A 15635-nucleotide genomic window follows, 5' to 3' on the forward strand; every position below is an offset into this window, starting at 1 on the left:
CATTATCCCGAATAATTGTTAATGTTTCTTGACTAGAGTTTTGTATTTCATCTGGCAATCTAAAAATTATGCGACTGGCTCAAAATTCTAAAATTGAATAGGGTAAAAATAATTAGGAATTAGGTACTAACAGGTTAAATATAAACTTAAAAGGTAATTATGGAAACAGTATCTAAAAGCACTTTATCTTCGTCTGCCAAAGAGCGATCGCTCATTCTGTGGTTTGATGAAGTTGGCATTGGTGATATACCCTTAGTTGGTGGTAAGAACGCATCACTGGGTGAAATGATTCAACAACTGTCACCCAAAGGTATTGACGTTCCTACGGGATTTGCTACCACAGCTTATGCTTATCGTTATTTCATCAAATCAGCAGGGTTAGAACCAAAGCTACGCAAACTCTTTGCTGACTTGGATGTTGAGGATGTCAAAAATCTCCGAGAACGAGGGAAAAAAGCGCGATCGCTATTGATACACACACCATTTCCTATAGAATTGCGAGAGGCGATCGCTACGGCATACCAAGTCTTAAGTGAGCGATACAATGCAGAGACAGATGTCGCGGTTCGTTCTAGCGCCACTGCCGAAGACCTTCCTGATGCTAGTTTTGCCGGACAGCAAGAAAGTTACCTGAATGTTGTCGGTACTGAAGGAGTTTTAGCAGCTTGCCATAAATGCTTTGCTTCCCTATTTACCGATCGCGCTATTTCTTATCGCCACACCAAGGGATTTGATCACTTTAGCATTGCCCTTGCCGTTGGTGTACAAAAAATGGTGCGCTCTGATTTAGCAACCTCTGGGGTAATGTTTTCCATTGATACAGAAACCGGATTTAAGGATGCTGCACTGATTACAGCAGCCTACGGTTTAGGAGAAAATGTTGTCCAAGGAGCCGTTAACCCAGATGAATACTATGTTTTTAAACCAACTTTAAAGGCAGGTTTTCGCCCAATTATTAATAAAAAATTGGGCAGCAAAGAACTCAAAATGATCTATGATGACGGTTCCAAATTTACAAAGAATGTATCTGTATCAACCGCAGATAAAGGCAAATTTGCTATTACTGACGAAGAGATTTTACAACTAGCACGCTGGGCATCTTTAATTGAAGATCATTATTCTCAAGTCCACAGCATTTACACCCCAATGGATATTGAGTGGGCAAAAGATGGCATTACCAATCAACTTTTTGTTGTCCAAGCGCGTCCCGAAACCGTTCAGTCGCAGAAGACGGGGAATGTGTTGCGGACTTATCGCCTTGTAGGGAAAGCAGGGGAGCAAGGGAGCAGCGGAGCAGAGGAGCAAACAGAAAATACTGCACCTCTGCCTCTGGTAACTGGACGTGCAATTGGGGAAGCAATTAGTCAAGGGAAAGCGCATCTGATTTTAGACGTGCATAGAATCGACCAATTCCAAGCTGGGGAAGTGTTGGTGACAGAGAGAACTGATCCCGACTGGGAACCGATTATGAAACGTGCTAGTGCAATTGTTACCAACTCTGGGGGGCGCACCTGTCACGCGGCGATCATTGCGCGAGAATTAGGTGTACCTGCGATCGTGGGATGCGGCAATGCTACAGATATTTTGAAAACTGGTCAAGAGGTAACAATTTCTTGTGCTGAAGGGGAAGAAGGTAAAGTTTATCCAGGCTTATTACCTTTTGAAGTTCAAGAAGTTCCTTTAGAAGATTTACCTCGCACCCGCACCCAAATTTTAATGAATGTGGGTAATCCTCAAGAAGCATTAAGTTTATCTGCGATTCCCAACGATGGCGTGGGTTTAGCACGAACAGAATTTATCATCGCCAATCAAATCCAAATTCATCCAATGGCGTTGATTCACTATGACTTATTAAAAGATGAATTTGTCAAAGCCAAAATTGCTGACATCACCGCACTTTACAACGATAAACCGCAGTATTTTGTAGATAAATTAGCCCAAGGCATAGGTAGAATTGCAGCGGCATTTTATCCCAAACCAGTAATTGTAAGAATGTCAGATTTCAAGAGTAATGAATATGCGAACCTATTAGGTGGTCAACAGTTTGAACCCCATGAAGAAAACCCCATGCTAGGCTGGCGAGGCGCAGCGCGTTACTATGATCAAGGCTATAGAGAAGCTTTTGCTCTAGAGTGTCATGCCATCAAGCGGGTACGAGAAGAGATGGGTTTAACGAATGTCATCCCAATGATTCCCTTCTGTCGCACTCCCGATGAGGGACGTTTGGTGTTAGCAGAAATGGCAAAAAATGATCTCAAGCAAGGCGTTAACGATTTGCAGGTTTATGTAATGTGTGAATTGCCCAATAATGTAATTATGGCTGAAGAGTTTGCTGATGTATTTGATGGCTTCTCCATTGGTTCCAATGACCTAACTCAGTTAACACTGGGCATAGACAGAGATTCAGCATTGGTGGCGCGATTGTTTGATGAGCGCAGTCAAGGTGTGAAGCGAATGGTAAAAATGGCTATAGAAACTGCCAAAAAGCGCAACCGTAAAATTGGCATTTGTGGACAAGCACCCAGCGATTACCCAGAATTTGCCCAGTTTTTGGTTGAACAAGGAATTGACTCAATTAGCCTCAATCCAGATTCGGTTTTAAAGACGATGCTGGAAGTGGCAAAAGTCGAGAAAGAGTTACCCGCCCCATAGCCTTTCTCCTGGCCCGTGTTGAGTGAAAACTTGTAAAATCAGCAGGAGTGATGGGTTGCAACTTTGTAGTAGCGATCGCTCTTAATTTAGTTAAAGGTGAAGATGACACCGCTTTTTGAAACCGAACGCTTGATTATTCGCACTTGGATACCCGAAAGCGATGCTGAACAAGCGTTTGAAATTTATAATGACCCGGAAGTGACCTACTTTCTTGGTAATGGCGCTCGTGTTCCCACTCTTGAGTTGCAGCGTCAGCGCTTAATTGAAAACATTGAGCGATCGCGCCGACGCAACAATGGTACTGGATCTTGGGCAATTGTAGATAAACAAACTACAACAATTGTCGGAACTATTCTGCTTAAAGAATTACCAGAAAAAGATAGCTTACTCACTCATGATTATGAGGTAGGCTGGCACTTACGGCGAACTTCTTGGGGTAAAGGATATGCAACAGAAGCAGGGCAAGGTATGCTCAAATACGGATTTAGTATCCTGAACTTGCCAGTGATTTATGCAGTCGTAAAGCCAGAAAATCATGCCTCAATCCGTGTCACCCAAAGACTGAACATGAAACCAATGGGACGAACCAAGAATTATTACGGTATTGAACTGCTCTTATTTCAACTACATGCACCTGAAAGAATAGAGGGGGAGCATGGGGAGGAGGGGAGCAGAAGGAGACAAGGAGGACAAGGAGGAGAATAAATATTATCTCCTGTCTCTTGACTCTTGACTCTTGACTTTTGACTCTTGACTTTTGACTCTTGACAAATGACAAAAAAGTGGTTTCAAATTGGGATAGTAGGTATATTTCTCCTCTCACTTGCCTTACGGTTTTGGGGATTGGGGCGATTCAACACCCTGGTATTTGATGAAGTTTACTTTGCCAAATTTGGTAATAATTATCTCACCCACACACCATTTTTTAATGCTCATCCGCCGCTGAGTCAATATCTCATTGGCATCGGGATTTGGATTGGTAGCCATATTCCCTTTTGGAACGATACGCTCAATGGGCTAACAGGTTCATTGCGATCGCCTTGGGCTTATCGTTGGTTCAATGCCCTCACTGGCTCATTTATTCCTGTAATTATTGCTGCTATTGCCTATCAGTTAAGTCATCGCCGTAGCTTTGCAATACTTGCAGGTTTGTTCACTGCTTGTGATGGTTTATTTCTAGTTGAGTCTCGCTATGCCCTAAGTAATGTTTATATTGTCATTTTCGGTTTGCTAGGGCAGTGGTTTTTATTATTGGCATTGGATAATCAAAATCAACGCCGTTCTTTTTGGTTAGTTATTTCTGGCATTAGTTTCGGTGCATCAATCGCCACTAAATGGAATGGCTTATGGTTTTTATTAGGTGCTTATCTCATTTGGTTAGTAGCTTGGTTAATTCGAGGAATGTATTCTTTTCCCTCTCTTAAAATCCTTTCTTCATTTCCTTCATCACCACTAGCGCTAGTCAGACAAGGAAGATTCTTTTACAGCGAATGGTTTCGCAAGTTGGATGAAGAACCCCAACAAGTTGCAGTTCAGACGCCACTTCAAAATCTTACTCAACTAAATCTTTTTCAGATGTTATTTTATCTGGGAATTATTCCAGTTTTAGTCTATAGCATCATCTGGATTCCCCACCTTCAGTTAGATAAGAATTATGGATTTATAGCAGTACATCAGCAAATTTTGAAGTTTCACCTCCAGATGGGTGGCAATAGTCCTAAAGTCCATCCTTATTGTGCTGCTTGGTATCAATGGCCTTTGATGACTCGACCAATGGCATATTATTATCAAACGGCTAAGAGTATTCAAGAGCCGTTACCTGTTATGGGGCCTCCGTTACCTTCTGGTACAGGAAAAATAGTTTATGATGTCCACGCAATGGGCAATCCCTTTTTATGGTGGTTTGGTGTTGCTGCCATTTTGTTTTTAGTAGGGATGCTGGTGTCGCAAATTGTGAGTTATTGGGTGAAGCAAAAGCGTTTTTCTGTGCCTGCGACTCTCAGTGTTGATACTTGGATTGCCCTGTATTTAGTGATAAATTATGCTGCAAATTTATTACCTTGGGTAAAGGTAACAAGGTGCGTTTTTATTTACCATTACATCTGCGCTGTAGTGTTTGTCTTTTTAGCGATCGCCTGGTTTGTAGACCAATGCCTCCGCAGTTATTATCGAACACTCCGGGTAATCGGTGTCACTATTAGCTTTATTATTCTAGCTGCTTTTATTTTCTGGATGCCTATTTACTTGGGTTTACCCCTCTCCCCTGAAGGTTATAAACTACGGATGTTGTTTAACTCTTGGATTTAATTTAAGGGCTATTGACCCAGATTTCTCACCACATCTTTTAAAGGTTTATAAAACCTAAATTTGTGCGTTTCGCACTGTGCTAAAATTGTCTACCCAAAAAAAGCTCGAAGCCTGTAGCTAAAGATTCCGAGATAAGCGATCGCAAAGCGTGTGAGAAATGCGGGTTGGGTAAATAGGGCATGGGGCATGGAAAGAATAATAACCCCTAACTCTTAACTTCACCAAAAGCGGCTGTTTCAGCCTTTACGACGTGCGGATAATGTGGGAAACATTCCTGGTATCGGCTTGGGGCTAGCTATCGCCAAAAAGTCTGTCGAAGCTCACAAAGACGAAATGTAGTCAATAGTCAAGCATTCTTGTTCGAGATTGGTATTAGCTATATATACCCTTTTAAATTACAAAAATATTTTTACTTGTAAAAAAGTACTCAGTGATAATACTGAGTAAGTGTATTTATTTAGCCTAACATTTTATGAAAATTTAACGGTTAATTTACGGAATTTACATATACGATTTGTAGCTTGATATATGCTTGATTTATAATACATGTAATACATAAAACAATCAATGTGCGCTATTAGGGTAATGACTAGCCCTTAAAAAGATTTGTTTGTGAGTGTTTGATAAATTATACGTCAAGCACAAGGCATTTATGCGTCTACAAAACTAACAATTCTAAGTTTATGTCCGACTGCCAAGCAAAATCTGAAACCAGCTACTTAAGTGGATCTAATGGTAAGTGTTTAACAGCGTTTCAGCGGAAACTGCTGCTAGAGAGTTTGCACAAAAGTTTACCTGAATCTTACCGCCAACGAATTGAAATCATGTTGTTGGTAGATGAGGGAAAAACGCAAACGGAGATTTGTCAAACCTTGGGGTGTTGTGCAGCAACAGCACGACATTGGATGCATATAGCGCGGGCGGGGATGGCACACCAATGGCAAGATTGTCCCATTGGTCGCCCTAAAGCTGTGAATGATCAGTATTTAGAGCGTTTGAAGGAATTAATTAACAGTAGTCCCCGCGAGCATGGCTATGCTTTTCGGCGGTGGACAGCTAACTGGCTTGGGAAACATCTAGCAAAAGAATTTGAGATTGAGGTGAGCGATCGCCATATCAAGCGACTGCTCAAACAGATGGGATTATCCACCTTACCCAAACCCAGCAATTCTGAAGCAAACAGTAATGAGCAGGCTAAGGGTTCCAAAATTTTGATTGGTGATCTCAAATCGGCAGCTATTACAGATGATTCCGAATTTTTACCTATTGACTTTGCGAAATTAGGAAAACATTTAGACATTCATGGTGCAAAATACATCCGCTCAGGTGCTTTCTCTGCAACAGTTCAACAATACTCTGGGTTATTCTCTTTCGACAGAAGAATTTCAACAGTGTCTTCAACAAGTTAAATTTATCAACCCAAAAGTCGGCAAGTTCTGGCAAGGTGATGCCCAACCAGGCATACATATTGCGATCGCTGGTAAGGTCAGGTTGCTAGATAGCGCCGATGAGTTAATCGCCACTTTGGAGGCAGGTGACTCATTTGGGGAGTTTACCTTGTTTAAGGAGGGTGAGTTTAAACCTTACGCTGCCAGGGCTTCAGTCAACTTGCAACTATGCTTTGTTCCGGGTGAGACGTTGTGGCCACTGATGGCTAAATATCCCGAAATTCGGGAGCATTTGCAGGCTAAGGCGCTGTCTCGTAACCCCCAACAGCTGGACTCAGATCAACCTCCATCTGACTCAAAACTGCTGCATAAAACGGAGATTTTGTCAACGCCAGCAGTAGAGCCACGCCAGAAAAAGATTAGCAAAGCTTATTTTCCCAACTCCACGCAGCGAGCGGGGCATTTATTACAGCGTGTGATTCGGCGCTATCCATTTTTTGCCCAACAGAGTGGATCGGATTGCGGTGCAGCTTGTTTAGTGATGGTGTCTCGCTATTGGGGGAAAAACTTTAGTGTAAATCGCCTGCGGGATATCGCCAATGTTGACCGCAATGGCTCCTCACTGCGGGGATTATCGGCGGCGGCGGAAAGTATTGGCTTTACCACGCGACCTGTGAAAGCGAGTCTTGACCAATTGGCGAAGCAAAAATTGCCTGCCATTGTCCACTGGGAAGGCAAGCATTACATTGTAGTCTACGAAATTACTCCCAAGAGTGTGATTGTAGCTGACCCTGCTGTTGGTCAACGCACCCTCAGCCACCAGCAATTTAAAGCCAACTGGACTGGCTATACACTGCTGCTGCAACCCACCGCTTGGTTGAAGGATACCAAAGAGGCTACAACTCCCTTTTGGCAATTCTTTGAGTTGATCAAGCCTCACTCTTTAGTAATGCTAGAAGTGTTTGTCGCTTCTTTATTTATCCAGATATTTGGACTTGTTACACCTCTATTTACTCAGTTAATTTTAGACCGTGTAGTTGTGCAGCGTTCTGAACTAACCTTAACGGCGGTAGGGTTAGGATTGCTGATTTTTAGTTTATTTCGTGTGGCAATGACGGGGTTGCGGCAATATTTGTTAGACCACACGGCAAATAAGCTCGATTTAGCATTGATTGTGGGATTTATTCGCCATACCCTGCGGCTACCCTTGAGTTACTTTGAATCGCGTTATGTAGGGGATATTATCTCTCGTGTACAGGAAAACCGCAAAATTCAACGCTTCCTCTCCGGTGAGGCGTTATCCATCCTACTGGATTTAGTTACTGTCTTTATCTATTTAGGATTAATGTTTTGGTACAGTTGGAAAATGGCGTTACTAGTATTAGTGATTGTACCGCCTTTTTTCCTACTAGCATTGATTGCCACACCTTTTTTACAAAAGATTTCTAGGGAAATCTTTAATGCTGTTGCTAATGAAAGTAGCTATCTGATTGAAGCACTTTCTGGCGTACGAACAGTTAAATCTACAGCAGTAGAACAGACAGTACGTTGGCATTGGGAAGAGTTATTAAGTAAGGAAATAAAAACTAACTTTTCCGGGCAAATTATTAGCAATCGCCTACAAATATTCAGCAACACAATTGAAGCAGTGGTAACTACTATCTTGCTGTGGTTTGGGGCGTACCAAGTGATCCATAACCAGCTAACCATTGGGCAATTGGTAGCATTTAATATGTTGTTGGGAAATATTATTAGACCCTTCCAACGATTAACAGTTTTGTGGAATCAATTGCAAGAAGTGGTGATTGCAGTGGAACGCATTAATGATGTGTTGGATGCGGAACCAGAAGAAGATTTGCAGCATCAGGCGCGGCAATCTTTGCCACCCATTCAAGGTAACATTCGCTTTGACAACGTAACGTTCCGCTATCACCCTGAAAGCGATATCAATGTTTTGGAAAATCTCAGTTTTGAAGTACACAGCGGGCAAATGGTCGCCTTGGTGGGACGGAGTGGTTCGGGAAAAACCACAATTTCTAAGCTGGTTTTGGGGTTATACTCCCCCACAGATGGCAAAGTGTTGATTGATGAGCAGGATATTACCAGTCTTTCGTTGCGTTCTCTACGCGAGCAGGTTGGGGTAGTTGACCAAGATACCTTTTTGTTTGGCGGAACGATTCGGGAAAATATTAGCTTGGCACATCCTGGAGCAACTTTGGCAGAGATTATTGAGGCGGCGCGATTGGCGGGCGCTGATGAGTTTATTAAAAAGTTACCTATGGGTTATGAAACCCAGATCGGTGAAGGAGGGGGGATGTTGTCTGGAGGACAGCGACAAAGAATTGCGATCGCAAAGGCGTTGTTAGGCAATCCCAAGCTGTTGATTTTGGATGAGGCGACTTCTCATCTGGATGCAGAGTCAGAAAGGATTATTCAGACGAATTTAAACACAATTCTTAAGGACAGAACCACCTTGGTAATCGCCCATCGCCTTTCAACTGTGCGGAATGCAGATTTGATTTTGGTGCTGGATCGCGGCGTGTTGATTGAGAGTGGGACTCACCAAGAGTTGATGGCGAAACGGGGACATTATTTTTATCTCAATCATCAGCAGATGGACGTTGCGGGGTGAAACAAGACGACAAGAAAGAAGCTTTTCTTGTCTCTGCACTTCCAAAATCCCAAATCCCAAATTGATATCAGGAAACATCATGCCAAACACATTGAATGGAAGGATTCAAACCCAAATCCATGAGGTAGAACAGGGCGAGGAAATTTTAAAGGAGCAAACACCAGCTAAATCAACTGATGATTGGGCTGACGCAACCAAAGATTTACTTGATAGCTTACCCCAGGTTTGGACAAGGGGATTGCTATATTTTTTGGTGATGTCTGTGTCGATCATTTTACCTTGGGCGATGCTATCTAAGGTGGATGAAACGGGTACAGCAAGAGGGCGACTTGAGCCAAAGGGAAAAACAGTTAGGCTGGATACTGCTGTGGCGGGTACTGTTGCCGAAATTCGTGTAAAAGAGGGTGATGCAGTTAAAGTTGGACAGACTTTATTGGTGTTGGAATCGGAATTAGTTAAGGCAGAAATGCGCCAGGCACAGGATAAGTTAGAGGGGCAATTAAATCGACTTTCTCAGTTAAATTCATCTAAAAGTCAGTTAGTTGTATCTTTGACAACGCAACAGCAACAAAATCAATCTCAACAGTTAGAAAAGCAGGCTCAAATTGATCAAGCACGGCAGAATATGAATGCTCTGAAGAATTCTTATGACTTACAAAAAGACGAAAAATTAGCTCAAGTCAATCAGGCACGGCAAACTGTTGAGCATAATCAAACTGCTAATAAGTTAGTAAACAGTAGTTTAGCAAGTACCGAGCGGGAAGTTGAACGCTATCGCAGTCTTTGGCAGTCAGGGGTTGTTCCAGAAATTAATGTTGTCGAGAAGCAAGATATAGCTAAAAACAAGCAACAGTTATACGAACAAAATCAGTCAGATATTCAGCAGGCTAAACTACGTTTGATAGAACAACAGAGTAGTTATGAGCGGACTATTCGGCAAGCAAATGCAGATATTGAGCAGGCACACTTGCGACTGAAAGAACAGGAAAGAAGTTATCAGACCTTAACTCGTTCCAGCAAACTAGCTCTGCTAAAAATCGACGAACAACAAAAGAATTTGGAGACAGAAATTACTATGCTTCAGGCAGAAATTGCTCAGAGTAAGAGTCAGATTGTCTCGTTAAAATTTCAGTTAGGACAACGAGAGTTAAGAGCCACCGTGAATGGTAGAGTGTTTCAGTTACCAATACAACGGGCTGGGTCTGTAGTGCAGCCTGGAGCAATGATTGCGGAGATTGCACCCCAAGGTTCGCCTTTAATAATTAGGGCGCAAATGGCAACAAATGAGAGTGGTTCTTTGCGAAGAGGGTTGCCAGTAAAGTTAAAGTTTGATGCTTATCCGTTTCAGGATTATGGAATTGTGGAAGGAGAATTGTTAGAGATTTCACCTACTACCATCGAGGTAGAAACCCCTAATGGGAAGGTGGCAGCTTATGACTTGGAAATTGCCCTAAAACAAAATTGTATTCTCTCAGCTAATAAATGTATTGCTTTGCGTGCTGGGGATACGGCGACAGCTGAGGTAATTGTGCGCCAACGTCGGATTATTGATTTTCTGCTTGACCCGTTTAAGCAGTTGCAACAGGGTGGGATGAGATTGTAAGGATTTCACGGTACTTTTACATTTCTCAACTTCATCACCTACCCCCATTACTTTTTAGGGAAAAAAGTGATTATTTTACTTTTAATTTCGTTTACCTAATTTAAGGAGAAACATCATGTCACAATCTATCACTATTACCAACGAAGATATTCTTAATCAAGTCAAGCTATCCTGTAAAATCCCTGAGTTCATTGAGGGGATTATTACTCGTAAAGTTATTGCAAATGCCGCAGCTGAGGCGGGTATCAAAGTAGAGACTGAGGAACTTCAAAAAGCAGCTGACCAAATCCGGTTAATGAACAAACTTAATAGTGCTGATGATACCTGGGCGTGGTTGGAAAAACATAGTCTTTGTATAGATGATTATGAAAAAATTGTCTACAGCACCGTCATTTCTGGAAAGTTAGCTGCTCATCTGTTTGCAGATAAAGTTGAACCCTATTTCTTTGAAAATCAACTAGATTATGCTGGTGTGGTCATGTATGAGGTTGTTCTGGATAATGAAGACTTGGCGATAGAACTCTTCTATGCCATTAAAGAAGGTGAGATGAGTTTTTATGATATTGCTCACAAATATATCCAGGATAAGGAATTACGCCGCAAAGGAGGTTATCGGGGGATAATGCGCCGCAAAGATTTGAAACCAGAGATTTCAACAAATGTCTTTGCTGCCACGCCTCCCCAGGTTCTTAAACCCATCGTAGCCTCTAAAGGAGTATACCTAATTTTGGTTGAGGAAATTATTAAACCACAATTGGAGCCTATGCTGCGCTATCAAATTCTTGAGGATTTATTTACAGCCTGGATAAAGCAGCAAATTAAGCCAGTTGAAATTACTAAAAAACTCGACTTTAGCAGTCTGACAACTTAAATTTTAATTTAACTCAAAAGTCAAGTATTCAAAACCGTTAACAGATAATGCCCTCTAATTATTAGAGGGCATTGTTTACTGCCTTAGACCGCAAGTCTAAAATTATGGACTTTCCATTCAAAATTTTCAGTTGCTACAGGAGTACTGCTATAACAATACTTACTAGAACAGGGTGAGCCTCAATAAAGTCAAGAATCTTACTAAAAAAACTACCACCTAACACATAGGCTAGCTCATCCTCTGTGAGTTCACAGAGAAAGCTTTCGGAAGGATTTAGGTCACAGACTGTAATACTAGCCATTTTTAAATGTACTCCTTAGTTAATTTGTGTTGGTTGGGATTAGACTTTGAATTGCCTTATCCCGTTACCATAATCTGTTATTCAATCTATTATTTCAAGGTTTATCTCACTAAATAATGTGCCACAATTAATGCAGTTATATATTGATTAATTATCAAATCAAGTGTGCCATTTTTGGGAAAAGAAAAGTTTTATATTTATTTAGATAAATAACATTATATTTGATGGCATATATAAAATATTTCTGACCTTTTTTTTCACTGCTTACTTCATTAACATAAATTAGAAAAACCAATAAAAAATTAGTCCAAGAATTCTCTTAGACTTAAAGATAAAAATTTAAGGCTATTTCATTCTGGCAATAGCAGCAAACCCCATGCTATTCGCTACAATCTGTTTCACTCAGGTGGGACGTACGATGATTAACCAGATGTCAATAGAAGAGGCAGCAGATAATTGGAACCTCCTCCTTGCTGCGATCGAGGAAGCTATTTACTATTGCGAAAGTCACCAAGAACTTCTGAAACTGGAAGCAGATGAGGAGCGTTAACGCCTCGAACAACAACGAGCCTCCCTTGAGCCTAAAACTACTCATTGATGAAGACTCCCAGGCAAAACCTTTAGTTAATTTGTTACGGAGTGCTGTCACGATGTCAAATGGTCTATTACCTTTCCTTCTTTCTCACGTCTTCTGAGAGGATTTCTTTTTGAACAGGACTCCAAATCCTAGTACAGAAACTAAACTGAGGATGGTGGAGGGTTCTGGAACGGTGACACCATCATAACGCCCCCCGACTAGCAGGGGCCCAGCATCTCCCACCTCTAGCGGAGCCGTTAAATCTGGTTCAGTAAGAGTTTGAGCGACAAAACGCGTCCCCAAGAGAATAACTCCTCCTGTAAAAGTAACGCGTGGAGCTCGGAAAAGCTCTCCAGAGTCCTCCAAGATAAAGTTATTATCAACTTCAATATTGGCAAAAAGGTTAGATATGCCAATTTGCCCATCTCCATTAACATCTCCCCAGATTACCTCGTCATCAACTTCATCGAGTTCAGGAAATAAAAACAGCTCTATTGTAGTGATATCTAGTTCTGTACCCTCATTTAGAAAGTTTTGTTGACCGCTGATATCAGGTGCATTCCATACAAGAACCGTACGAGGGGGATTCACGCCAATTCCGAAATTGCGGGAAGGGAGATTGCGATCAGGGGTTGTCAAAACGGGTTCGACTAATATAGCAGCAGCAGCTGGAGCTAAAGAAAGAAGACTGCTGACTGCCGCACTAATAACGAGCGTTCCTATATTTTTAGTATTCATGACCTTAAAGAGAGACGTATAAAGCAACATTGTTAACAATACTTAATTTTGATAACTGTCAAAATTAAGTATTTCCTTATTCCCAAATAAGCACTGAAGGCAACAATTCTGGAGATACTAAGCGTAACAACTGATACCCTACTCCTGCTGTACCTCGCAAAAAACTAGGGTTAAAAAGCCAGTTAGGTAATACATCAAAAGTATATCCTCCGTTTTCTTTTGCTCTTTCCACTACCCATGCTGCCTTCTTCCTAGCAGTTTTTAGCCATTCCTGCTTACCAAGTTTTTGGAAAGCGACAACAATATAGTGGGACTTAGACAAAAAATAGCCAGAAAAAACACTCAAATGTATATACAGAGAGACTTCGACATCGGTTTGCTTAGTTTCTTGATATATATGGGTTTCAAGCATTTTTGAGTCTTTGGTGTATTTTCCCTGCCCTGTATGGGTTTGAGGCTTGTTTCTGCCTCAAAAATGTTTAAGTCCCGATAGTTCAGTGTTGAATAAATTCAGCATAGATTCTGCTTTTGAGACGTTCTTCAATGAGATTTTGGTCAAGCTTTTGTGGATTAAAATCTGGATCGAAAGAACGATTGAAGGATTCTAAAATAAAGATTATGTTGGTTGCTATAGTAGCCATTTGTGATAATTATACTACTGCCATTTACATTTTGTTTACAACGATTCCCCTACGAATTTACAAAGTATATACTAGGGGAATCATTGCGCCTCAAATAGTGGTTAGTAAGTTATTAAGCGTAAGCTACAGCTCCACATCCATGACAACTACTACATAGAGCCACCACTAAACCCCCTCTTATTTCAAGTTCGTTGTCTTCGAGGTCGTTGATGAAAGTTTCATAATCGACAAACAATTCTGCCCCAGCTAGTTTGATGTCATTAACTACGATGTTAGCCATTTGAGTTTTTCTCCAATAATGAATTTGTGCTATTGACTAAGAATCAATTAGTAATTTTTGATTCTTATTGTAATCATAATTTTAATTAATTGAGTATGTCTATCTTTTTTTTAGTTTAGTGGTGTTCAAATAAAAACATTTATGTCACTAATAGCCTTTTGGAGATTTCATTTGACTCAACAGAGATAGCATTTTATTTACTTAGTTTATGCAAATTTTATTTTCGGACTAGTATAATAATTTGATTATTATTTTCAAATATTGAAAACCTACAATAAAGTAGTGCGATACCTTCTCTGCGAGACGCTACGCGAACGGTGGGCTACGCCTACGCCAATCAAGAATAGAACGAAAGGCAATTACAACAGAATTAGAGTCTGTTAAAAAGATTTAAAACTGAAACATTTATGTCACCATAAACTTTAAAATTGAGCAAAAAACATAACAAAATCAGCCCAAGATAAATCTTGGACTGAAATATAAACATTATCAACAAATGTATTCGTATCAGTTGCCCAATTCTACTTGCCTGTAAATATCCTCAGAATTAGCATTCAAATAAACACGCTGCAAATCAATCCCCAAAGTGTAAAATTGCTCACAAATAGCATGCATCCGCCCCTCAGTTGAATCATCCCCTTGCTGCCAACCTTCCAGTAACCCATTCGCCACAATCTGACAGCGATTCATGCCAAAACTCTCCTGTTCAGCAAACTTATGGTCTGGTTCTTCAGCTAACCCTAATCCTGGCGCTAGCTGCTTGGTAAATAAAGGAATTTCTGAGTTAAAATGCAATTGATGTTCTGTATAGACAATTTTGAAAACTTCCCTAACTATCTCATAGTCCCTTTTATCAAAATACAATACCCCTGAATCATGCCGACCGTATTCCTTGGGGTTGTACAAAACCTTAAAACTAAAAGGTATTGCTAAATAATTCAAGTGCTGTGTCAAACTCTCCATAACCACAACAGCACCTTCAGGAGTTAAATTTAAATATATTCGCACAGTGATTGGCTGATATTTAGTATCCTCAATACGACCAAATCCCTGATTGCCAACTGCCATATAAAAGCCATTTTGGACTCTGTTTTTAGGCAAACGGATAGCTACTGAATCACCTATCAGAGTGACTTTTTCAACAAATTGAAGATGTTTATTTCGCTGAATATGCAGCCTTAAACCACCCTTAGTAACTACTAAACTATCATCAGATTCTTCTTTAATAACAGACCAACCAGAATCAAAATAACCCTCTCCACAATTACTTTTATTCAATCGTTCATAAAATCCCACATCTATCCCCAGTAAAGTATTATTCTCCAAATCTAAAGGTAAATTATTTTCTTCTCCATCGAGTGCCAATAGACTTCGCATCGAGCCATTATAATAAATACCATAAAGAAAACTCCGCAATTGCAGACTCACGTATTTCTGTTGCATCTGGGTTGGCATCTTCTGAAAACGTTCAACTGCCTCAGATGGCAATTCCAAAGGTTTGTAATCTGGATGGTGGATGGAAAAATCAGATTTTATCTCAATTTTTTGAACAATATCTTGCAGAACATCCAGTAATTGCCCTGTTAAACCAGTCTCTAGCTGAGTTTGAGGAGAATTTAATAATTGCATAACTACTTTAGTAATA

The 15635-nt window shown here is 40.7% G+C and carries 14 protein-coding genes; 8 read left to right on the forward strand and 6 right to left on the reverse strand.

Annotated features, from left to right (window positions below; translation table 11 throughout):
- Positions 1-159 precede the first annotated feature (159 nt).
- The 7 genes from ppsA to HCR01_RS21575 all read left to right on the forward strand — a co-directional run bounded on the left by ppsA (position 160) and on the right by HCR01_RS21575 (position 11453).
- Positions 160-2652: a phosphoenolpyruvate synthase gene (gene ppsA / locus HCR01_RS21545; RefSeq protein ID WP_193198112.1), complete on the forward strand. Its 2493-nt coding sequence runs from the start codon at positions 160-162 to the stop codon at positions 2650-2652.
- A gap of 102 nt (positions 2653-2754) precedes the next feature.
- Positions 2755-3357 carry a GNAT family N-acetyltransferase gene (locus HCR01_RS21550; protein ID WP_193198113.1) on the forward strand — a complete coding sequence of 201 codons (603 nt, stop codon included), beginning with the start codon at positions 2755-2757 and terminating at the stop codon, positions 3355-3357.
- Positions 3358-3423: 66 nt separating this feature from the next.
- The gene (locus tag HCR01_RS21555; protein WP_193198114.1) at positions 3424-4959 is read left to right on the forward strand and encodes a dolichyl-phosphate-mannose--protein mannosyltransferase; all 1536 of its coding nucleotides are present in this window, start codon (positions 3424-3426) and stop codon (positions 4957-4959) included.
- A 683-nt stretch (positions 4960-5642) separates the two neighbouring features.
- A complete protein-coding gene (locus HCR01_RS21560; protein WP_193198115.1) occupies positions 5643-6368 on the forward strand; it encodes a helix-turn-helix domain-containing protein in 726 nt (241 codons plus the stop codon).
- A complete protein-coding gene (locus HCR01_RS21565) occupies positions 6262-8979 on the forward strand; it encodes a peptidase domain-containing ABC transporter (protein ID WP_193198116.1) in 2718 nt (905 codons plus the stop codon). The genes HCR01_RS21560 and HCR01_RS21565 overlap by 107 nt, the downstream gene beginning before the upstream one ends.
- A 79-nt stretch (positions 8980-9058) precedes the next feature.
- Positions 9059-10582 (forward strand): HlyD family efflux transporter periplasmic adaptor subunit, encoded by a 1524-nt coding sequence (locus HCR01_RS21570; RefSeq protein ID WP_193198117.1) that lies wholly within the window; start codon positions 9059-9061, stop codon positions 10580-10582.
- A 115-nt stretch (positions 10583-10697) separates the two neighbouring features.
- Positions 10698-11453: a peptidylprolyl isomerase gene (locus tag HCR01_RS21575; protein ID WP_193198118.1), complete on the forward strand. Its 756-nt coding sequence runs from the start codon at positions 10698-10700 to the stop codon at positions 11451-11453.
- Between the two features lie 133 nt (positions 11454-11586).
- Here the strand turns inward: HCR01_RS21575 and HCR01_RS21580 are convergent, their stop codons facing one another.
- The gene (locus HCR01_RS21580; protein WP_193198119.1) at positions 11587-11754 is read right to left on the reverse strand and encodes a hypothetical protein; all 168 of its coding nucleotides are present in this window, start codon (positions 11752-11754) and stop codon (positions 11587-11589) included.
- Between the two features lie 376 nt (positions 11755-12130).
- Here HCR01_RS21580 and HCR01_RS21585 point away from each other — a divergent pair, with 376 nt between their 5' ends.
- Positions 12131-12304 (forward strand): hypothetical protein, encoded by a 174-nt coding sequence (locus tag HCR01_RS21585; RefSeq protein ID WP_193198166.1) that lies wholly within the window; start codon positions 12131-12133, stop codon positions 12302-12304.
- Positions 12305-12436: 132 nt separating this feature from the next.
- Here the strand turns inward: HCR01_RS21585 and HCR01_RS21590 are convergent, their stop codons facing one another.
- The 5 genes from HCR01_RS21590 to HCR01_RS21610 all read right to left on the reverse strand — a co-directional run bounded on the left by HCR01_RS21590 (position 12437) and on the right by HCR01_RS21610 (position 15619).
- Complete coding sequence (locus HCR01_RS21590) at positions 12437-13069, reverse strand: PEP-CTERM sorting domain-containing protein (RefSeq protein ID WP_193198120.1); 633 nt, start codon at positions 13067-13069, stop codon at positions 12437-12439.
- A 76-nt stretch (positions 13070-13145) separates the two neighbouring features.
- On the reverse strand, positions 13146-13481 hold the full coding sequence (locus HCR01_RS21595) for a lanthionine synthetase LanC family protein (RefSeq protein ID WP_226889520.1): 336 nt from the start codon (positions 13479-13481) through the stop codon (positions 13146-13148).
- 82 nt (positions 13482-13563) lie between these two features.
- Entirely contained in the window at positions 13564-13710 is a 147-nt protein-coding gene (locus HCR01_RS21600; protein WP_193198121.1) for a hypothetical protein, read from the reverse strand.
- A 112-nt stretch (positions 13711-13822) separates the two neighbouring features.
- Positions 13823-13990, reverse strand: a complete 168-nt coding sequence (locus HCR01_RS21605; protein WP_193198122.1) for a hypothetical protein — start codon at positions 13988-13990, stop codon at positions 13823-13825.
- Positions 13991-14497: 507 nt separating this feature from the next.
- Positions 14498-15619, reverse strand: coding sequence for a T3SS effector HopA1 family protein (locus HCR01_RS21610; RefSeq protein WP_193198123.1), 1122 nt, complete (start codon positions 15617-15619; stop codon positions 14498-14500).
- Between the last annotated feature and the right edge of the window lie 16 nt (positions 15620-15635).

Source organism: Nostoc sp. MG11 (assembly GCF_014904695.1).
Lineage (GTDB): Bacteria > Cyanobacteriota > Cyanobacteriia > Cyanobacteriales > Nostocaceae > Komarekiella.